The organism is Actinomadura decatromicini (assembly GCF_008121305.1).
GTDB classification, from domain to species: Bacteria; Actinomycetota; Actinomycetes; order Streptosporangiales; family Streptosporangiaceae; genus Spirillospora; species Spirillospora syzygii.
In genome coordinates this window covers 1-19832 of the sequence record NZ_VSRQ01000003.1, presented here as the reverse complement: position 1 = coordinate 19832, position 19832 = coordinate 1, and the positions used below count along the sequence as shown (strand labels likewise).

17 protein-coding genes are annotated in these 19832 nt (G+C 73.4%); 8 read left to right on the top strand and 9 right to left on the bottom strand.

Features of this window, described 5'->3' with window-relative positions; translation table 11 throughout:
- Window positions 1–199: 199 nt before the first annotated feature.
- Window positions 200–2023 (top strand): asparagine synthase-related protein, encoded by a 1824-nt coding sequence (locus FXF68_RS13850; protein WP_148759424.1) that lies wholly within the window; start codon window positions 200–202, stop codon window positions 2021–2023.
- A 42-nt stretch (window positions 2024–2065) separates the two neighbouring features.
- Here the strand turns inward: FXF68_RS13850 and FXF68_RS13845 are convergent, their stop codons facing one another.
- Window positions 2066–2833 carry an IclR family transcriptional regulator gene (locus FXF68_RS13845; RefSeq protein ID WP_148759423.1) on the bottom strand — a complete coding sequence of 256 codons (768 nt, stop codon included), beginning with the start codon at window positions 2831–2833 and terminating at the stop codon, window positions 2066–2068.
- A 92-nt stretch (window positions 2834–2925) separates the two neighbouring features.
- Here FXF68_RS13845 and hutH point away from each other — a divergent pair, with 92 nt between their 5' ends.
- The 5 genes from hutH to hutI are packed head-to-tail and all read left to right on the top strand — an operon-like array spanning window position 2926 to window position 9861.
- A complete protein-coding gene (gene hutH / locus FXF68_RS13840) occupies window positions 2926–4470 on the top strand; it encodes a histidine ammonia-lyase (protein WP_148759422.1) in 1545 nt (514 codons plus the stop codon).
- A gap of 13 nt (window positions 4471–4483) precedes the next feature.
- A complete protein-coding gene (hutU, locus tag FXF68_RS13835) occupies window positions 4484–6139 on the top strand; it encodes a urocanate hydratase (RefSeq protein ID WP_148759421.1) in 1656 nt (551 codons plus the stop codon).
- Window positions 6136–7335, top strand: a complete 1200-nt coding sequence (locus tag FXF68_RS13830) for an allantoate amidohydrolase (RefSeq protein WP_148759420.1) — start codon at window positions 6136–6138, stop codon at window positions 7333–7335. Before hutU ends, FXF68_RS13830 begins: the two co-directional genes overlap by 4 nt.
- A 10-nt stretch (window positions 7336–7345) precedes the next feature.
- Window positions 7346–8701, top strand: coding sequence for a formimidoylglutamate deiminase (locus tag FXF68_RS13825; protein WP_148759419.1), 1356 nt, complete (start codon window positions 7346–7348; stop codon window positions 8699–8701).
- On the top strand, window positions 8698–9861 hold the full coding sequence (gene hutI, locus FXF68_RS13820; RefSeq protein ID WP_148759418.1) for an imidazolonepropionase: 1164 nt from the start codon (window positions 8698–8700) through the stop codon (window positions 9859–9861). The genes FXF68_RS13825 and hutI overlap by 4 nt, the downstream gene beginning before the upstream one ends.
- Here hutI and FXF68_RS13815 read toward each other — a convergent pair.
- The 3 genes from FXF68_RS13815 to FXF68_RS13805 form a co-directional block, all read right to left on the bottom strand.
- Window positions 9849–10280, bottom strand: coding sequence for a flavin reductase family protein (locus tag FXF68_RS13815; RefSeq protein ID WP_148759417.1), 432 nt, complete (start codon window positions 10278–10280; stop codon window positions 9849–9851). The two genes, hutI and FXF68_RS13815, sit on opposite strands and share 13 nt — an antisense overlap.
- Window positions 10281–10327: 47 nt before the next feature.
- Window positions 10328–12031: a signal peptide peptidase SppA gene (gene sppA, locus FXF68_RS13810; RefSeq protein WP_148759416.1), complete on the bottom strand. Its 1704-nt coding sequence runs from the start codon at window positions 12029–12031 to the stop codon at window positions 10328–10330.
- Window positions 12032–12151: 120 nt separating this feature from the next.
- Window positions 12152–12640, bottom strand: a complete 489-nt coding sequence (locus FXF68_RS13805; protein ID WP_246178672.1) for a PaaI family thioesterase — start codon at window positions 12638–12640, stop codon at window positions 12152–12154.
- A 101-nt stretch (window positions 12641–12741) separates the two neighbouring features.
- Here FXF68_RS13805 and FXF68_RS13800 point away from each other — a divergent pair, with 101 nt between their 5' ends.
- On the top strand, window positions 12742–13599 hold the full coding sequence (locus tag FXF68_RS13800) for an NUDIX domain-containing protein (RefSeq protein WP_148759415.1): 858 nt from the start codon (window positions 12742–12744) through the stop codon (window positions 13597–13599).
- Here FXF68_RS13800 and FXF68_RS13795 read toward each other — a convergent pair.
- From FXF68_RS13795 to FXF68_RS13785, 3 genes are all read right to left on the bottom strand, one after another.
- Window positions 13596–13964 carry an ACT domain-containing protein gene (locus FXF68_RS13795; RefSeq protein ID WP_148759414.1) on the bottom strand — a complete coding sequence of 123 codons (369 nt, stop codon included), beginning with the start codon at window positions 13962–13964 and terminating at the stop codon, window positions 13596–13598. The two genes, FXF68_RS13800 and FXF68_RS13795, sit on opposite strands and share 4 nt — an antisense overlap.
- Before the next feature lie 166 nt (window positions 13965–14130).
- The gene (gene glgB, locus FXF68_RS13790) at window positions 14131–16368 is read right to left on the bottom strand and encodes a 1,4-alpha-glucan branching protein GlgB (protein WP_148759413.1); all 2238 of its coding nucleotides are present in this window, start codon (window positions 16366–16368) and stop codon (window positions 14131–14133) included.
- Window positions 16369–16780: 412 nt separating this feature from the next.
- Window positions 16781–16999, bottom strand: a complete 219-nt coding sequence (locus FXF68_RS13785; protein ID WP_148759412.1) for a hypothetical protein — start codon at window positions 16997–16999, stop codon at window positions 16781–16783.
- A gap of 250 nt (window positions 17000–17249) precedes the next feature.
- Between FXF68_RS13785 and FXF68_RS13780 the strand changes: the two genes are divergently transcribed.
- Window positions 17250–18008: a GntR family transcriptional regulator gene (locus tag FXF68_RS13780; RefSeq protein WP_148759411.1), complete on the top strand. Its 759-nt coding sequence runs from the start codon at window positions 17250–17252 to the stop codon at window positions 18006–18008.
- 24 nt (window positions 18009–18032) lie between these two features.
- Here FXF68_RS13780 and FXF68_RS13775 read toward each other — a convergent pair whose 3' ends face one another.
- Together FXF68_RS13775 and FXF68_RS13770 are read right to left on the bottom strand one after the other, a co-directional pair.
- Window positions 18033–19451 (bottom strand): maltokinase N-terminal cap-like domain-containing protein, encoded by a 1419-nt coding sequence (locus tag FXF68_RS13775; RefSeq protein WP_148759410.1) that lies wholly within the window; start codon window positions 19449–19451, stop codon window positions 18033–18035.
- Window position 19452: 1 nt separating this feature from the next.
- A partial coding sequence (locus tag FXF68_RS13770; RefSeq protein WP_187437916.1) for an alpha-glucosidase C-terminal domain-containing protein occupies window positions 19453–19832 on the bottom strand: 380 nt, incomplete at its 5' end.

The following is a 19832-nucleotide window of genomic DNA, read 5'->3' as shown; positions in this document are numbered from 1 at the left end:
AAATCCTATCAAAGGCGCTATTCAAGTGATTGTTGATGATCAGGAGCCGTGATGGACAAGGGCACCAGGCGGTCACCGATGGTTGCGGCCGTCCGATGGGCAGGTGATTCGGCCTCCGCCCGGCGTAGGGCGGGCAAACTTCGAGTTAAGTGCACCGTTCCACGGCGTCGGTCCGGCGGGGATGTGATCGTCTTCGGATGTGCGCGTCTATCTGCTGCTCGCCGCCCGTGAAGTGCGCGAACGCATTCCGCCGGTGGCCCTCCGCGCTGCCCGGCGCGCCGTCGGCGCGGCGTTCCCGGTCCCGCCGGAAGTCGTCCGGCCCGTGGAGTGGACGGCGCCCGACGGCCAGACCGCGCTGTTCGGCTGGTCCAACGAGCCGGACGAGGAACTGTTGCCCCCCACCATGATCGGCGGGTCGGGCCGCAGGCTCGGGTACTGCGGCTACCTCGCCGAGTCGAAGAGGGACGGCGACCTGCTGCTCAACGAGGACGACCTCGGCGCCGCCGCCGCGGGGCTCGGCGGCGTCTTCGCCGCCTTCCGGGCGAGCGAGGACGGCGTCGAGGCCGCGACGTCGATGGCCCGCGTCTGCCCCGTCTACCACGCGGAGGCGGCGGGGGTGCGGGTGGTCGGCAGCCGCTCACTGCTGGTCCACCTCGTGGCGCGGGCCGTGGACACGGGGGTCGAGGAACCGGAAATGGACCTCGCGGTCGAAGTCCTGCATCCGATAATCCGGCACGGGTTCTTCACCAATGACGACACGCCGTTCCGCGGCGTCCAGGCACTCCCGGCCGGATCGGTGCTGACGGCGGCTCCGGGACGGCCGACGGCCATTCGGCGGCAGCCCATTACAGAGGTGCGGACACTGCGGGGAAAAGGCCGGGCTCAACGGGAGTTGATCCGTCCGCTGGCGGAGGCGCTCGTCGACTCGGTGGCGCCCCTGGCCAGGCATCGCGAACCGATCGCCCTTTCGCTCTCGGGCGGCAGGGACAGCCGCCTCATGGCCGCGGTGCTGAAGGCGGCCGGGGTCCCGTTCACCGGCTCGACGCACGGTTTCGCGGACGACCCGGACGTCATTCTCGCCACCCAGGTCGCAACGGCCCTCGGCATCGAGCACAACGTGAACCTGACCCATCCCGAAGGGCCGAAGGAATCGGTGATGGTGGAGCACCCGTTCAGCAGGGCCGCGCACGTCATCCGCACGTGCGAGGGGATGAACTCCGCCTACGAGAACGTCGTCAGGTTCCATCCCTACCGAATGGTTCCCGCCACCTCGGGATCGGGCGGTGAGACGCTGCGCGGCGGCTTTCTCTACGACCAGGACGACATCAGCCCCGAAAAGCTGAAGAAGCGCGTCCACCTCATCTTCCACGCCGCCGGACCGATCCTGACCGCCGACGCGAACGCCCGCGCCGCCGCCGGGCACCGGCCCTGGGCGGAACTCGCCGAGACCGACGCCTTCGACGTCCTCGACAAGCTCTACCTGTACTACCGCACCGGACGCTGGATCGTCGGCTCGCACAGCGCGACGCTCATGAACTCCCCGTACTACCACCCGTTCTTCGACAACCGGGTGGTCCGCGAGGCGACGGCCCTCGAACCGCGCTGGCGGCGCACCGAATACCCGTTCTACCTGCTGATCCGGGAACTCGCGCCGCAATTGGAGGACATCCAGCCGGAGGGCAAGCGGTGGCGTTTCGACCGCGAGCAGAAGCCCCGGCTCCTCGGAAGGCGCGCGTGGCGGGCCCGCGCCGTCCCCCCGGCCCGGGGCAGGACGGCGGCCTTCAACTGGCGTGTCTCCTACGACGACGGTTTCCGCAAAATCCTGCTGGACCAGATCCTGGACGGCCCCCAAACCCTCTTCGACATCGTCGACAGAGAGGCCCTGATGACAGGCGTCCGCGACCGCCCGAAACGCTGGATCAAACAGCTCTGGCACATCTACACGATGAGCGTGCTCCTGACCGGCGAATGGCGCACCCCGCCCCCCGACCTCCCAAAGGTGGAAATCCCCATCCCCCACTGAATTCACATGGAGGGGTGCGGGCCTCGGCGGGCCGTCTCCTGGTCAGTGGGGCTTGGGCGGGCGGCCGGCTAGGCGGGTCGTCAGGAGGGCGGCGGTTTCGCGGACGGGGGGCGCCAAGGACGGCCAGGACGACGGCGGGTGGTCGGTGCGGCGGAAGGTGACCGTTATCGCGGCCGTCGGGTGGCCGGTGTGGTCGAAGGCGCACGCGGCGATGCTGGCGAAGCCCTCGGTGATGTGGCCGTCCTCGGCCGACCAGCCGCGCCGGGCGTCCTCGGCCAGGACCTGGCGGAGTTCGCGCAGCGAGCGGGGGCCGGAGCCCGTCCGGTCCACGAAGCGGCCCGGGAACAGGGCCCTGACCTGGGCGGGGGGCAGGTGGGCGAGCATGGAGCGGCCGCTCGCGGTGAGCTGGGCGGGCATCCGGACGCCGACGTCCGTGACGAGGGTCGCGTGCCGGGGCGGCTGCTCCTTGAGCAGGTAGAGGGTCTCCGCGCCGTGCAGGACCCCCAGCTGGACGATCTCGCCGAGCCGGTCGACCAGGCGGCGCAGCAGGGGGCGCGCCAGCCGTTCGAGCGGCTCGTGCCGGAGGTAGGCGGAGCCGATCTCGAACGCGGCGACGCCGAGGCCCCAGCGGCGCTCCTCGGGGAGGTAGGTGACGAAGCCGTCCTCGGCCATCGCGGCGAGCAGGTGGTAGGCGCTGGAGCGGGGCAGGTCCAGGGCGCGGGCGATCGCGGACGCGGGCAGCGGGCCGGGCGCCGCGGCCATCAGGCGCAGCACGGCGAGCGCGCGGCGCGCGGCGGGGACCTGGCTCATCCCGGCATTGTCTCGTATCTGAGACACATCGCCGCGTCCGGGGCTGGGCCGGACGGCGCCGGGGCCCCTTAATGGTGGGTATGGGTTTGGACATGGGGGACGCACGCGTCGCGGTAGGCCCGGAACCGCTGGACTTCGCCGAGGTCGTCGCCGTCGCGCGGAACGGCGCCGAGGTCGCGCTGACCGAGGAGGCGCTGAAGCTGGTCGGGGAGGCGCGGGCGCACGTCGAGGAGCTGTCGGCGCGCCCGACGCCGGTGTACGGCGTGTCCACCGGGTTCGGCGCGCTCGCGACCCGGCACATCGCCCCGGAGAAGCGGGCGCAGTTGCAGCTGAACATCGTCCGGTCGCACGCGGCCGGGACGGGTCCCGAGGTGGAGCGGGAGGTGGTCCGGGCGCTGATGCTGCTCAGGCTGCGGACGCTCGCCACCGGCCGGACCGGCGTCCAGCCGATGACCGTCCGGACGCTCGCGGCGCTGCTCAACGCGGGCATCACGCCGCAGGTGTTCGAGCACGGCAGCCTCGGCTGCTCCGGCGACCTCGCGCCGCTCGCGCACGTCGCGCTGGCGCTGATCGGCGAGGGCTCGGTTCGCGACGCGCAAGGCGTGCTGAAGCCCGCCGCGCAGGCGATGGACGAGGCCGGGATCACCCCGGTCACGCTGGGCGCGAAGGAGGGCCTCGCCCTCCTCAACGGCACGGACGGGATGCTCGGCATGCTCGTCCTCGCGATCAACGACCTGCGCGCGCTGCTCACGGCGGCCGACGTCGCCGCCGCGATGAGCGTCGAGGCGCTGCTCGGCACCGACCGGGTGTTCGCCGCCGACCTCCAGGCGCTGCGGCCGCATCCGGGGCAGGCCGCGTCCGCCGCGAACCTGCGGGCGCTGCTCGGCGACTCGGAGATCATGGAGTCGCACCGCGGACCCGACTGCACCCGCGTCCAGGACGCCTACTCGCTGCGCTGCGCGCCCCAGGTCAACGGCGCGGCCCGCGACACGCTCGCGCACGCCGAGCTCGTCGCCCAACGGGAGTTGGCGTCCGCGATCGACAACCCGGTCGTCCTGCCGGACGGGCGCGTCGAGTCCAACGGCAACTTCCACGGCGCGCCGATCGCGTACGTGCTGGACTTCCTCGCCGTGCCCGCCGCAGACGTCGCGTCCATGTCGGAGCGGCGCACCGACCGGATGCTCGACAAGGCCCGCTCCGCCGGGCTGCCCGCCTTCCTCGCCGACGACCCGGGCGTCGACTCCGGGCACATGATCGCGCAGTACACGCAGGCCGCGATCGTGTCCGACCTGAAGCGCCGCGCCGCCCCGGCGAGCGCCGACTCGATCCCGAGCTCGGCCATGCAGGAGGACCACGTGTCCATGGGCTGGAACGCGGCCCGCAAGCTGCGCCGGTCGGTGGACGGCCTGGCGCAGGTGGTCGCCATCGAGATCCTCACCGCCGCGCGGGCGCTCGACCTGCGCACCCCGCTGCGGCCCGGCCCGGCGACCGCCGCCGTGGTCGCCCGGCTGCGCGAGGCCGTCCCGCCGCCGGGCCCGGACCGCTACCTCGCGCCCGAGATCGCCGCCACGACAGAGCTGGTCAGGGACGGCTCCCTGGTCGCCGCCGCCGAGGCCGTCACCGGCCCCCTCTCCTGAAGGAGCACCCCAGATGTCAGGTCCGAGGCCCGTCCGCGCCCCGCGCGGCACCGCGCTGACCGCCGCGAAGGGCTGGCCGCAGGAGGCCGCCCTCCGCATGATCCAGAACAACCTCGACCCCGAGGTCGCCGAGCACCCGGACGAACTGGTCGTCTACGGCGGCTCGGGCAAGGCGGCCCGGAACTGGGACGCCTTCGACGGCATCCTCCGCTCCCTCGCCGACCTGGAGGGGGACGAGACGCTGCTCGTCCAGTCCGGCAAGCCGGTCGGGATCTTCCAGACGCACGAGTGGGCCCCGCGCGTGCTGATCGCGAACTCGAACCTCGTCCCGCAGTGGGCGACCTGGGAGGAGTTCCGCCGCCTGGAGTCGCTCGGCCTGACGATGTTCGGCCAGATGACCGCCGGTTCGTGGATCTACATCGGCACGCAGGGCATCCTCCAGGGCACCTACGAGACGTTCGCGGCCGTCGCGGAGAAGCGGTTCGGCGGCTCCCTCGCCGGGACGATCACGCTGACCGCCGGGCTCGGCGGGATGGGCGGCGCGCAGCCGCTCGCCGTGACGATGAACGGCGGCGTCGCGATCTGCGTCGAGTGCGACCCGTCCCGGATCGAGCGGCGCGTCGAGCACCGGTACTGCGACGTCAAGGCCGGTTCGCTGGACGAGGCGCTCCGCCTCGCCGAGGAGGCGCGCGAGGCAAGGCGCCCGCTGTCGATCGCGGTCCTCGGGAACGCGGCCGACATCGTCCCCGAGCTGCTGCGCAGGGGCGCGCCGATCGACATCGTCACCGACCAGACCAGCGCGCACGACCCGCTGATGTACCTGCCGCGCGGCGTCGAGTTCGCGGACATGGCCGCCGAGCGCGACAAGGACCCGGCCGCGTTCACCGAGCGGGCCCGCGCGTCGATGGCCGCGCACGTCGAGGCGATGGTCGGCTTCCAGGACGCGGGCGCCGAGGTGTTCGACTACGGCAACTCGATCCGCGGGGAGGCGCAGCTCGCCGGGTACGAGCGGGCGTTCGAGTTCCCGGGGTTCGTGCCCGCCTACATCCGCCCGCTGTTCTGCGAGGGCAAGGGGCCGTTCCGGTGGGCGGCGCTGTCCGGCGACCCGGCCGACATCGCGCGCACCGACCAGGCGATCCTCGACCTCTTCCCGGACAACGAGCCCCTCACCCGCTGGATCAAGATGGCGGGGGAGCGGGTCCACTTCCAGGGCCTGCCGTCCCGGATCTGCTGGCTCGGCTACGGCGAGCGCGACAAGGCCGGAGAGGCGTTCAACGACCTGGTCGCGCGGGGCGAGATCAGCGCGCCGATCGTGCTCGGCCGCGACCACCTCGACTGCGGCTCGGTCGCGAGCCCGTACCGGGAGACCGAGGGCATGAAGGACGGCTCCGACGCGATCGCCGACTGGCCGCTGCTGAACGCGATGCTGAACACCTCGTCCGGCGCGACGTGGGTGTCGATCCACCACGGCGGCGGCGTCGGGATCGGCCGCTCGATCCACGCGGGCCAGGTCTGCGTCGCGGACGGGACGGCCCTCGCGGGCGAGAAGCTCCGCCGGGTCCTGACCAACGACCCGGGGACGGGCGTCATGCGGCACGTCGACGCGGGCTACGACCGCGCCGCCGAGGTCGCCGACGAGCGCGGGGTCCGGATCCCGATGCGCCCATGAGCTTCGAGGAGATGTGGGCGGCGTTGCTGCCGGTCGGGCGGGACGACGCGACCGGCGGCTACCACCGGTTCGCGTGGACGCCGCCCGAGCTGGAGTGCCGCGCCTGGTTCCTGGACGAGGCCCGCCGCCGCGACCTGACCGTCGAGCACGACCCGAACGGCAACATGTTCGCCTGGTGGTACCCGGCCGACGGGACGCGCGACGGCGCCGTCCTGACCGGAAGCCATCTGGACTCGGTGCCGGGCGGCGGCGCGTTCGACGGGCCGCTCGGCGTCGTCTCGGCGTTCGCCGCCGTCGACCGGCTCCGCGAGCGCGGCTTCGCGCCCGCGCGGCCGATCGGGATCGCGGCGTTCGCCGAGGAGGAGGGCGCGCGGTTCGGGGTGGCGTGCCTCGGCTCGCGGCTGCTGTCCGGCGCGATCGACCCGGCGCGGGCGCGCGGCCTGACCGACGCGGACGGTCACACGTTCGCCGAGGTCATGCACAACGCCGGGCTTGACCCCGACACCATCGGCCCCGATGAGGGCCTCCTCGGACGCATCGGGCAGTACGTCGAACTGCACGTCGAGCAGGGCCGCGCCCTCCACGAGCCGGTGGGGGTGGCGAGCGCGATCGTCCCGCACGGGCGGTGGCGGTTCGACTTCACGGGCGAGGGCAACCACGCCGGGACGACCCTCCTCGCCGACCGCCGCGACCCGATGCTGCCGTTCGCGGCGATGGTCCTCGCGGCCCGCGAGGCGGCCGAGCGGAACGGCGCGGTCGCGACGGTCGGGAAGGTGCGGGTCGTGCCGGGCGGGGTGAACGCGATCGCCTCGTCCGTCAGCGCTTGGCTGGACGCCCGCGGCCCCGCCGACGACGCCGTCCGCCGGACGGTCGCCGAGACCGACGAGGCGGCCCGGGTCGCCGCCCGTCCGCACCGGGTGAGCGTCGACCTGGCGGAGGAGTCCTACACCGAGATCGTCGACTTGAACCTGGCGCTGCGCGACCGGATCGGCAAGGCGCTCGGCGGCGTCCCGGTGCTGCCGACCGGGGCGGGCCACGACGCGGGGATCCTGTCCGCCCGCGTGCCGACGGCGATGCTGTTCGTCCGGAACCCGTCGGGAGTGTCGCACGCGCCCGCGGAGTCCGCCGAACCGGCCGACTGCCTGGCCGGGGTGGAGGCGCTCACCGCGGTACTGGACGACCTGGCGCGCGGGTAGGGGTCCCGACATGCAGTGGCATGCCCAGTTCGCCTGGCTCGGTGACGCCGTGGCGTCCGACGTGCTGATCGAGGCCGACGGCGAGCGGATCACCCGCGTCGCGCCCGGCGTCCCGGCCCCGCCGGGGGCCGCGCGGCTGCCGGGGCTGACGCTCCCCGGTCTCGCGAACGCGCACTCGCACGCCTTCCACCGCGTCCTCCGCTCCCGCGCGCAGGCCCAGTCCGGGACCTTCTGGACGTGGCGCGACCAGATGTACAAGGCCGCGGCACGGCTCGACCCGGACTCCTACCGCGCCCTCGCCACCGCCGTCTACGCCGAGATGGCCCTCGCCGGGATCAGCTGCGTCGGCGAGTTCCACTACCTGCACCACCGGCCGGACGGCGCCCCCTACGACGAGCCCAACGCGATGGGCGAGGCGCTGATCGCCGCCGCGTCCGACGCGGGCATCCGGATCACGCTCCTCGACACCTGCTACCTCGCGGGCGGCATCGGGCGTCCGCTCACCGGCCCGCAGCTGCGCTTCGGCGACGGCACGGTGGGCAACTGGGCGCGCCGGGTCGGCAGCCTGCGCGACCAGACCGACAAGGGGGGACGTCTCCACGCCCGCGTCGGTGCGGCGATCCACTCCGTCCGGGCGGTGCCGCGCGAGCAGCTCGGCGCGGTCGCGGCGTGGGCGAAGGAGCACCGGGCGCCGCTGCACGTCCACCTGTCCGAGCAGCCCGCCGAGAACGCGGAGTGCGAGGAGGCGTACGGCATGACGCCGACCCGCCTGCTCGCCGAGTCGGGCGCGCTCGGGGCGCTGACGACGGCCGTCCACGCGACGCACCTCACCGCCGAGGACATCGGCCTGCTCGGCACCACGCTCACAAGCGTGTGCATGTGCCCGACGACCGAGCGGGACCTCGCAGACGGCGTCGGCCCGGCCCGCGACCTCGCCGGCGCGGGCTCTCCGATCTCGCTCGGCTCCGACCAGCACGCCGTGATCGACCTGTTCGAGGAGGCCCGCGCGGTCGAGCTGGACGAGCGCCTGCGCACCCGCCGCCGCGGCCACTGGACGGCCGGGGAGCTGCTCGCCGCCGCCACGTCCAACGGGCACTACGGGCTCGGCTGGCCGGAGGCGGGACGCATCGAACCCGGCGCCTACGCCGACCTCGTCAGCGTCGCGCTCGACTCCGTCCGCACGGCGGGGGCCGCGCCCGACCACGTCGCGGAGGCGGCCGTGTTCGCCGCGACGGCGGCGGACGTCCGGCACGTCGTCGTGTCCGGACGGGAGATCGTGCGCGACGGCCGCCACCTGCTGGTCGACGACGTCCCCGCCGCCCTGACCACCGCGATCGAGGCCATCACCGCCGAGGAGCCCGCTTGAGCATCGCCATCACCGACATCGGGGAACTGGTCACCAACGACCCGGCCGTGGGCGACGGCCTGGGGGTGATCCGGGACGCGGCCGTCGTGATCGACGGCGACCGGATCGCGTGGACGGGCCCGTCCGCGGACGCGCCCGCCGCCGACGAGGCGTTCGACGCGGCGGGCCGGGCCGTCCTCCCCGGGTTCGTCGACTCGCACGCCCACCTCGTCTTCGCCGGGGAACGCGCCGAGGAGTTCGCGGCGCGCATGAGCGGCCAGAAGTACGCGGCTGGCGGGATCCGGACGACCGTGGCGCGCACCCGCGCCGCGTCCGACGACGAGCTGCGCGCGACCGTCCGCCGCCTGGTCGGCGAGATGGCCCGGCAGGGGACGACGACCGTCGAGTGCAAGTCGGGCTACGGGCTGACGGTCGAGCAGGAGGAGCGGGCCGTCCGCATCGCCGCCGAGTTCGCGGACGAGGTCACCTACCTCGGGGCGCACGTCGTCCCGTCCGAGTACGGGGACGACACCGCCGGCTACACGCGGCTCGTCTCGACCGACATGCTCGCCGCCTGCGCCCCGCACGCCCGCTGGGTGGACGTCTTCTGCGAGCGGGGCGCGTTCGACGCCGACCAGGCCCGCGAGGTGCTCCAGGCGGGCGTCAAGGCGGGGCTCGGCGCGCGGGTGCACGCCAACCAGCTCACCGAGGGCCCGGCCGTGCGGCTCGCGGTCGAGCTGGACGCCGCGTCCGCCGACCACTGCACGTTCCTGAGCGACGCCGACGTGGACGCGCTGGCGTCGTCCCAGACCGTCGCGACGCTCCTGCCCGGCGTCGAGTTCTCCACCCGCCAGCCGTACCCGGACGCGCGCCGCCTCCTGGACGCTGGCGCCACCGTCGCGCTCGCCTCCGACTGCAACCCCGGGTCCTGCTACAGCTCCAGCATGGCGTTCTGCATCGCGGTCGCCGTCCGCGACATGCGGATGACGCCCGCCGAGGCCGTCTGGTCCGCGACGGCGGGCGGCGCGCGGGCCCTGCGCCGCACCGACGTCGGCCGCCTCGCCCCCGGCGCCCGCGCCGACGTGCACGTGCTGGACGCCCCGTCCCACATCCACCTCGCCTACCGCCCCGGCGTCCCCCAGACGGCGGCGGTGTGGCGGGCCGGGGTTCAGGTGAGGTAGCGGCGGTTGACCCTGATCAGGGGCTTCGGGTCGCGCGTCGTGTAGTCGGCGGCGAGGACCCCGGCGACGAACAGGACGTGGTCGCCCGCCTCGACTACCTGCCGCGTCTCGCACTCCAGCGCGGACACGCCCGTCTCCGGGATGAGCGCCCCGGAGTGCTCGCCGCGGTGGTGCGGCTCGCTCGCGAGGAGGATGCGGGCGCCGGGACGTCCTTCGGCGGCGAACCGTCCGGCGAGGGCGCGCTGCCCGGCGGACAGCACCGTCGCCGCCCACCTGTCCTGTCGTCCCAGCACCTCCGCCACGTAGGACGACGCCGCCACGCTCGCCAGCACCATCGGCGGCTCCAGCGACACCGACATGAACGCGGTGACCGTGGTGCCGAGGTCGTCGCGGCCGTCCCGGACGGTCAGCACGACCACCCCGGTGGCGAAGCCCGCGACGGCGTCGGCGAAGCCGGGGACGCCGGTCAGCGGATGTCCCAGGAGCCGGGCAGCGTCAGCGGCCCGGCGGCGGGCAGCCCGAGCCGGGCGGCGAGGCCGCCGAGCGAGCCCCAGGCGTCGAACCGGGCCGCGGCGGCGGCGCGGTCCTCGCTGGACTCGGGCGGGCGCAGCCGCTCCAGCGGCGAGGTGTGCGGGTAGACGCGGACGGGCGTGTCGGCGGGCAGGCCCGCGCCCTTGCGGGCCAGGTCGAGCGACCGGTCGAGGCCGCCCAGTTCGTCGACGAGGCCGTGCTCCTTGGCGTCGGCGCCCGTCCACACGCGGCCCCGCGCCAGCTCGTGGACGCGCTCGCGGGACAGGCCCCGCCCGTCCGCGACCCGCGAGGTGAAGTCGTCGTAGATCTTGTCGAGGGACGCGTTGACCCGCTCCCACTCGGAGTCGCTGAAGTCTTTCGTGGCGCTCGCCATCCGGGCGTGGTCGCCCTCGGCGACCGCGCCGAGGTTCACGCCGACCCGGTCGAGCAGGCCGTTCACGACCGCCTTGCCCGCGACGACGCCGATCGACCCGGTGATGGTGCCGGGCTGCGCGACGATCGTGTCGGCGGCCATCGCGACGTAGTACCCGCCGGACGCCGCGACGTTGCCCATCGACACGATGACGGGCTTCCCGGCGCGGCGGGCGAGCACCACCTCGCGCCAGATCGCGTCGGACGCCACCGCCGACCCGCCGGGGCTGTTCACCCGGAACACGATCGCCTTGACGCGGTCGTCCTTCACGGCGGCGCGGATGGCGGCGCCGACCGTGTCCGAGCCCATCGCGGGACCGGAGTTCGGGAACGGGCCGCCGCGCCCGCTGCGCCCGAGCCGGATCGGGCCGTGCCCGTTGACCAGAGCGACCACGTCCTGCTTGCCGGGCTGCGGGAGGCGGCTCGCGAGGCCGTGCGCGCGGGCGTACCGGGACACGTAGCGGAGCTGCGCCTCGTCGCCGAACCGCTCGCGCAGGTCGGCGTACACCTCGTCGCGGTAGCCGAGCTTGTCGACGAGGTTCTCCTCCAGCGCCTCACCGGCGAGGAACGGGCCCCGGTCGATCAGCGCGCGGACCTTGTCGGCGGGCAGCCCGCGCGCGGCGGCGACGCCGTCGGCGATCTGCTCGCCGATCGACGCGACGAGCCGCTTCGACGACTCCTCGTGCTCCGGCGTGTACGCCTTCTCCATGAACGTGTTCGCCATGGTCTTGTACTCGTGCCGCTTGGCGAACCTCGGCTGGACGCCCGCCTTCTCCAGCGCGCCCGCGAGGAACGGCTCCTCGATCGCGATGCCGGTCAGCCCGACCTCCCCGGTCGGCTGGAGGTAGATGGCGTCGAACGCGGTCGCCAGGTAGTACGGGACGGTGCCGCGCCCGCTCTCGCCGAACGTCTCCGCCCACGCGACCGTGTGCTTGCCCGCGTCCCGCAGCGCCTGGACGGCCTCCCGCAACTCCTGCACCAGCGCCAGGCCCGCGCCGCCGGTGACCTTCACGACGAGGGCGCGCACCCGCGCGTCGGAGCGGGCGCGGCGCAGCCCGTCGAGGACGTCGCGCAGGCTCGTCCGGCGCATGGCGAGGATCGCGGAGACCGGGTCGGCGGGCGCCGTCTCGACGATGCCCTCGGTGAGGTCGAGTTCGAGGATCAGCGGGGCCGTCCGCCGGTCGCGGGCCTGCTTGATCGCGTTCACCACTGTGCCGGGATCCACCATGGGGCCAGCCTATGTGCTCGATCGCGAGCGGTCCCGCAGGGTCGGCGCGCGACCGCCTTGTTCAACGTGCGACCGCCTTGTTCAACGCGTGAACGCTTGCTTAACGTGCGACCGCCTTGTTCAGCGTGCGAACGCCTTGTTCGGGACGACGCTCGCCGACGCCCGCGCCACCGGGCGCCCGTCCGCGTCGTCCACCGTCGCCGTGGAGTACATGCGGGTGCGGCCGGGGTGCACGCACGTCCCGGCCACCGTGTAGGTCTCGTCCGCGCGGACGGCGCGCAGGTAGTCGACGTTCAGGTTCAGCGTCAGCATGGGGACGAAGCGCTCCCCGGTGCTGGCCGCCGCGAGGCAGACCGCGTTGTCGAGGATCATCGCGATGTACCCGCCGTGGACGGTGCCGCCCGGGTTGCAGAGGATCTCGGACGGCGTCCAGGAGATGTCCACCCGGCCGGGCACGGCGCGGGTGAGCACCTGCCCGATGTGCCGGTTGACGTCGGAGATCTCCGGGAACCGCCCGTCCGCCATCGCCTGGAGCAGCTCGGCCCCCGACAGCGTGTCCCACAGCTCGGCGGCCCGCCGGTGGGCCTGCGGCCCGGCCTCGACGCTCACGTCCGTCCCCCTTGATCGCCACTCGTCCCGAATGCTATTCGGAGATGGGCTCCGCGCGGCTGTGCCGTTCGTCACGGGCCATCGCGGCTATCGTCGTCGCCATGGGAGACGGCGACGGCTGGGCGGGGTGCGACCTCGGGCACACCCACTGGGGACGGTTCGGCGCGGCCGGGCTCCTCGCCTACCACCGCGATCCGGACGGGCAGACGTGGGTCCTGCTCCAGCAGCGCGCGTGGTGGGGGATCGGCGGCGGCACGTGGGGCATGTTCGGCGGCGCCCTGCACAGCCACGAGGACCCGGTCTCCGGCGCGCTCAGGGAGACCACCGAGGAGTGCACGCTCGACACCGGCCTGGTGACCGTGCACGGCACGAGCGTCGAGGACCACGGCGGCTGGACGTTCACGTCCGTGCTGGGGTCGCTCGCCGAGCGGCCGCCGGTCGGCGCGGCGTCGCGGGAGACGCGCCGCGCCGAGTGGGTGCGCGCCGAGGAGGTCACCGACCGCAAGCTGTTCGCGCCGTTCGCGCGGTCGTGGCCGAAGCTGCGGGACGCGATGCGGGGCCTCGTCCTCGTCGTGGACGCGGCGAACGTCGTCGGCGCCCGCGCCGACGGCTGGTGGAAGGACCGGGCGGGCGCGAACGCGCGGCTCCGCGACGATCTGAAGGTCCTGAACGCGGGGGTGCTCGGGGTGCCGGGCGGGCTCGTCCCGTTCGACCGCGCCTTCCCCGAGGTCGTCCTGGTGGTGGAGGGCGCGGCGCGGAGCGTCGCGGACGCGCCCGCGAACGGGGTGCGGGTCGTGGCGGCCCCGGGCAGCGGCGACGACCGGATCGTCGACCTCGTCAGCGGGGCCGGGCCGGACACCGCGCACCTGGTCGTGACAGCCGACCGGGAGCTGCGGGCGCGCTGCGAGGCGGCGGGCGCCGCCGTCGTCGGCCCGCGCTGGCTCCTCGACCGCCTCTAGTCCCCGGTCTCGACGCGGTGGCCCGCGTCGCGGAGCGCCGCGGTCGCGTCCTTCAGCCGGTGCTCCGGGACGAGCACCAGGTCCGCCGCGTAGGTGGACGCGACGAACACCGAGATCCCGGCGTCGGCGAGCGGCCCGACGAGCGCGGCGAGCATCCCGGTCGCGTTCAGGCTGTGGGCGCCGTCGCCGTAGAAGCCGACCCAGCGCTCCGCCTCGGCGAACGGCGACGCCTCGCGCACGACCGTGAGCCCTTCCGGGGCGCGCACGAGGGCGATCCAGTCGTCGTCCTCGGGGAAGGTCGCGTTCGGGAAGTGGTCCACGGTGAACTGGCCGGGAACGATGTGCAGGCGCTGCGCGACGGTCATCGGGTTCTGCCCTTCCGGGGGGCGACCCCCGGACCCCCGAGACGGTGGCCCGAAGATCCTCGCTTCGCTGCGGTCATCGGGCTCTGCCCTTCCGGGGGGCGACCCCCGGACCCCCGAGACGGTGGCCCGAAGATCCTCGCTTCGCTGCGGTCATCGGGCCAGCCTATTAGGACGGCGTTTCCGGGACGAGCCAGACCGCGCCCAGGGGCGGGACGCGCAGGGTCGTGGACGCGGGGAGCCCGTGCCAGGGCTCTTCCACCGCCTCCACGCGGCCGAGGTTCCCGACGCCGCTGCCTCCGTACTCGTAGGAGTCGGTGTTGACGATCTCGCGCCAGCCGCCCGCGCGGGGCAGGCCGAGCCGGTAGTCCTCGTGCGGGTTCCCGGCGAAGTTGACGACGCACGCGACGACCGGCGGCTCGCCGCTGCCGGGCGTCCCGTAGCGCAGGTAGGAGAGGGTGTTGCCGCCGGCGTCGTTGCCGTCGATCCAGCGGAATCCATCGGGGTCGCTGTCGCGCGTCCACAGCGCGGGATTGTCGCGGTAGGCGCCGTTCAGGTCGCGGACGAGTTTCTGCAGCCCGAGATGGTGCGCGCCCTCCGAGGCGTTCTCCAGCAGCCACCAGTCGAGCGGGCGCTGCTCCGCCCATTCGGCGCCCTGCCCGAACTCCTGCCCCATGAACAGCAGTTGCTTGCCGGGATGCGACCACATGTAGGAGAGCAGCGCGCGCAGCCCGGCGAACTGCTGCCACGCGTCGCCCGGCATCTTGCTGAGCAGCGATCCCTTTCCGTGGACGACCTCGTCATGCGACAGCGGCAGGACGTAGTTCTCCGAGAAGGCGTACACCAGCGAGAACGTGATCTCGTTGTGGTGGTAATGGCGGAACACGGGCTCGTGGCGCAGATACTCCAGGGTGTCGTGCATCCAGCCCATGTTCCATTTGAAGCCGAATCCGAGACCGCCCAGATGGGTCGGACGTGACACGCCCGGCCACGCGGTCGACTCCTCCGCGATCGTCATGACGCCCGGGTTCCGCTTGTAGACCGTCGCGTTCATCTCCTGGAGGAACGAGATGGCCTCAAGATTCTCGCGCCCGCCGTAGATGTTCGGCGTCCATTCGCCCTCGTTGCGGGAGTAGTCGAGGTAAAGCATCGACGCGACGGCGTCGACGCGGAGCCCGTCGATGTGGAATTCCTCAAGCCAGTACGAGGCGTTGGCGACCAGGAAGTTGCGGACCTCCGCGCGCCCGTAGTTGAAGACGAGCGTCCCCCAGTCGGGGTGCTCGCCGCGCGTCGGGTCGGCGTGCTCGTAGAGGGCGGTCCCGTCGAAGCGGGCCAGGGCCCATTCGTCCTTCGGGAAATGGGCGGGGACCCAGTCCATGATGACGCCGACGCCCGCCTGGTGGAGGCGGTCGATGAGGTGCCGGAAGTCGTCCGGGTCGCCGAAACGCGAGGTCGGCGCGTAGTACGACGTCACCTGGTAGCCCCAGGAAGGGCCGTACGGATGCTCGGTGACCGGCAGCAGTTCCACGTGCGTGAAACCCAAGTCGCGCACGTAGTCGGTCAGTTCGTCGGCCAGTTCGCGGTAGCCGAGCCCCGGACGCCACGAACCCAGATGGACCTCGTAGACGCTCATCGGCTCGTGCAGCCAGTCGTGTTCCTTCCGGGCGTCCATCCATTCCCCGTCGTCCCATTCATAGGACGAGGTGAAAACGCGGGACGCGGTGGCCGGGGGCTGCTCGGTCCACCGGGCCATCGGATCGGCCTTCGCGCGCCACACGCCGTCCCCGCCGAGGATCTCGTATTTGTAGCGCGTCCCGTCGCCGACGTCCGGCACGAACAGTTCCCAGATGCCGGACGACCCGAGCGAACGCATCGGATGCGCGCGCCCGTCCCAGTGGTTGAAGTCGCCCACGACCCGCACCCCGCGCGCCGTCGGCGCCCACACCGCGAAACTCGTCCCGGTCACCGTTCCGAACGCGGACGAGTAGTCGCGGACGTGCGCCCCGAGCGCCCGCCACAACTCCTCGTGCCGCCCTTCGCCGATCAGGTGCAGGTCGAGTTCGCCGAGCGTCGGAAGATGGCGGTAGGGATCGTCCTGGACGGTCTCGGCGCCGTCCCCGTACGCGACCGCGAGCCGGTAGTCGGGGACGGCGAGCGGCGCCTTTCCGTCGTCGTCCCCGGAAAGGGACGCGCCGGGGGGCAGCGTCCCGGTGAAGACTCCTTCGTGGAAGTGGCGCAGCGGATGCCGGTCGCCGTTCGGCAGCACCACCTCGACCCGTTCGGCGAGCGGCCGCAGTGCCCGGACCGTCACGCCGTCCCGGCCGGGGTGCGCCCCGAGCACCCCGTGCGGGTCGTGGTGGTCGCCGCCCACCAGCCGGTCGATCTCCGCGCGCGTGACCCGTGCCATGACCTGGGGGCCTCCCGTCCGACCTGAGTTTTACCCGAGTAGAGGTGCCCGCAGATCGGTCGGTCTCACGTCTTAGCCGCACCTGTTTCCGGGAGCTTGCCGGATTTTCAGGACGGGCGGCGCGGCGGCGGTGTGCGGCGCGGTGTGTGACGGGGGGTGCGGCAGGCGGTGTGACGGGGTGTGCGGCGGGTGGTGCGGCCGCACGGGCGGCACGACTCTTCGTCGTGGGGTCGCGCCGGTTGCGCCACCCGTGCGGCCACGTCAGCCTGGCCCCAGCGGTGACACCGACCACACCGCCGCGGGCTCCATTCCTGTGTCACCTCAGCGCCACAGGTACCTGCCGTACCGGCGAACGCGCCGGCCCGGCCCGCCCCCGCCGCGGACCGGGCCGTGCCGTTCCCCATGGCTCGCGTCATCCCGCCCCGGGCTCCCGGCGGGTCTGGTCGATCAGCAGCCGGCGGAGCCCGGACGAGTCGTCGGCGGCCACCGTCATCGCGTATCCCGCCTGGAGTTGCGCGTCGGTGAGGTCGCCGCTGCGGGTCGCGTACCAGCGTCCGGCGTCGCTTCGCCACACCTGCCAGCCCGGGAACTCCTCCTCGATGGCCGCCTTCAGATCCTCGAAGTCGCCCATCAAGGTCGTCCTTTCCCCGAGGCCGCTCTTCTGTATACAAAAGTCTTACTCAGTCCTAGAGGTGTCAAGCTGTCCGTAAGCGGACCGTGCCCCCGTGGATAGCGCGTGGAAGGTATGGATCGATGGGAGGGCGTGCCGGGGATCGAACGCGGCGTCGAACATCGTTTCGAATGCCGTGTCGAGTGCCGAGTCGAACGCCGAGCCGAGCGGCGGCCGGTCGGCGCGCCCGGGAGAAGGGGAGGTGACGCCGGTGCCGGACCGACCCGCCTACCTGCGCATCGCCGACACGCTGCGCGAGGGCATCCGGGACGGCAGCCTCCCGCCGGGGACCCGGCTGCCGACCATCGCCGACCTGTGCGCGGAGCACGGCGTCTCGGAGATCGTCGTCCGGCAGGCCGTCGCGCTGCTGCGCGGCGAGGGCCTGGTCGAGACCCGCCGCGGCGGCGGCACGCTGGTCCGGGTCGTCCCGCCGGCGCGCCGGGTCGCGATGGACCGCTACCGCGCGGTGACGCGGCCGCTCGCCGTGCCGGAGACGACCTTCACCCGCGACCAGCGGATCAGCTGGGAGGAGTACCGGCTCGACCGGGAGTTCACGCGGGTGAGCGCCGACCCCGAGCTCGGCGGGCTGTTCGAGCTGCCCGCGGGCACCGAGCTGCTGCGCCGCCGGTTCGTGTTCCACGCGCGCGGCGAGCCGCAGCAGATCTCCGTCAACTACCTGCCGTGGGACCTCGTCGGCGGCACCCCGGTGGCCGACCCGGCGCGCGAGCCGTGGCCCGGCGGGACGCTCGCGCAGCTCGCCTACCTCGGCCGTCCGCCGACCCGCGTCGAGGAGGCGGTCCGCTCCCGGATGCCGACGCCGGAGGAGGCGGAGACACTGCGGATGACGCGCGGCGTGCCCGTCCTCGCCATCACCCGCCGCCTGTTCTCCCGCGCGGACGTCATGGAGGTCTGCCGCGACATCGTGCTGCCCGCCGACAGGGTCGTCCTCGACTACTCGATCGACCTGTAGCCACGCTCAGGCGCGCTCGGGCGGTCAGCCCGCGAGGTGGGCGAGGGACCGCAGCGGGACGGGCAGCCACGACGGCCGGTTCCGCGCCTCGTAGCGGATCTCGTACACCGCCTTGTCGAGCTCGAACGCCCGCAGCAGCGCCTCGTGCTCCGCCGGGTCGGGGCCGCCCGCCGCCGCGTAGCCCGCGCAGAACGCGGCCCGGTTCCGCTCCGCCCACGCGCGGGCGCGCTGCTCCAGCGTCTCGGCCGCGCCCGGGGGGACGTCGCCGCCCCGCGCGAGCAGGAACCGGGCCGCGTACTCGAACGAGCGGAGCATCCCGGCGACGTCCCGGAGCGGGTGCGCGGGCGCCCGGCGCTCGGCGGGCGGACGCGCGGGCTCGCCCTCGAAGTCGAGGACCGTCCAGCCGGTGCCGGTCCGCATGACCTGGCCGAGGTGGTAGTCGCCGTGGACGCGCTGGTAGGTGAGCGTCCCGGCCTGCGACGCGAGCCGGTCGAACACCTCGCGGATCGCGTGCGAGTACGGCCGCAGCTCCGGGACGACCGCGCCGACCTCGTCGAGCTGCCGGTGCATGCCGAACACGGCGTCCCGCACCCGGGCCGCCGGGGTCTGCGACACGCCGAACGCGGCGGCGAGGTCGCGGTGCACCTCGGCCGTCGCCGCGCCGAGCCGCTCCGCCTCAGCGGCGAAGTCGCCGCCCGCGTCGCCCGCCCCGGCCGTGGTCGGCGCCGCCGCGGCCGGCTGCGCGAACCAGTCGCGGACGCTGGTCAGCGCGAGTTGCCAGCCGTCGGTCGCGCCGCGCAGGAACTCCGAGAGGAGCGCCAGCGTGACGGGGTCGTCCCCGGCTGCGTCCGGCTCAAGCTCGACCCAGCCGTGCACGACGGGCACGTGCTCGCAGCCCTGGCGGGACAGCGCGAGGTTGACCTCAAGGTCGGGGTTGACTCCGGGGGACAGGCGGCGGAACAGCTTGAGGATGTAGGCGTCGCCGAAGACCAGGGACGTGTTGCTCTGCTCGGCCGTGGTGGGGACGGCGTCGAGGTCCGTGCGCAGGCCGGTGCCCGGCGCGCGGCGGAACCGCACCGGCCCGGCGGCGGTCTCCTCCGCCAGGTGGGCGAGCAGCGGGCGGGTCAGCTCCGCGTCGTGCGCGGCGTCGTAGACGTGCCCGTCGAGCCCGTGGTCGCCCACGAGGCGCCCGATCAGGGCGGGACGCAGCCGCTCGGGCAGGTCGCTCCGGACGCCGAGCAGCATCTGGTAGCGGTCGGTGACGCCGTCCTGGCGGACGTCGAGGATCAGGTGGTGGAGGGCGGGGTCGCCGGGCAGCAGCTCGGTGGCGGTGCCGATGGCGAGGTCGTCGATCGGGCCGTCCTTGCCGCCGAACCACCGCTGCGCGGGCAGCCAGCCGGCGAGGAGCCGGACGAGGGAGCGGTCGGGCGGCGACACGGTCATCTCACTCTTCTCCCGGCTCGTGTCCGTCGGGCGGCGGCGGCAGGAGGAACCAGTAGAAGCCGTGCCCGGGGAGCGTCAGCAGATACGGCAGGTCGCCGATGGGCGGGAACTGGACGCCGCCCATGCACTCGATGGGGGCGGAGTCCCGGAATCTTCTGAGGTCGAGTTCGACCGGCTGCGGGAAGCGGGAAAGGTTGTTCACGCAGAGAACGGTGTCCATTCCGCCCCATTGATTGGCCTCCCCTCCGTTTATTTCTCGGGTGAAGGCGAGGACGGAGGGGTTGGAGGCGGAGAGTTCGACGTAGGAGCCGACGCCGAAGACGGGGTGGCGTTGGCGGATTTCGATCATTTTGCGGGTCCAGTGGAGCAGGGATCCGGGGT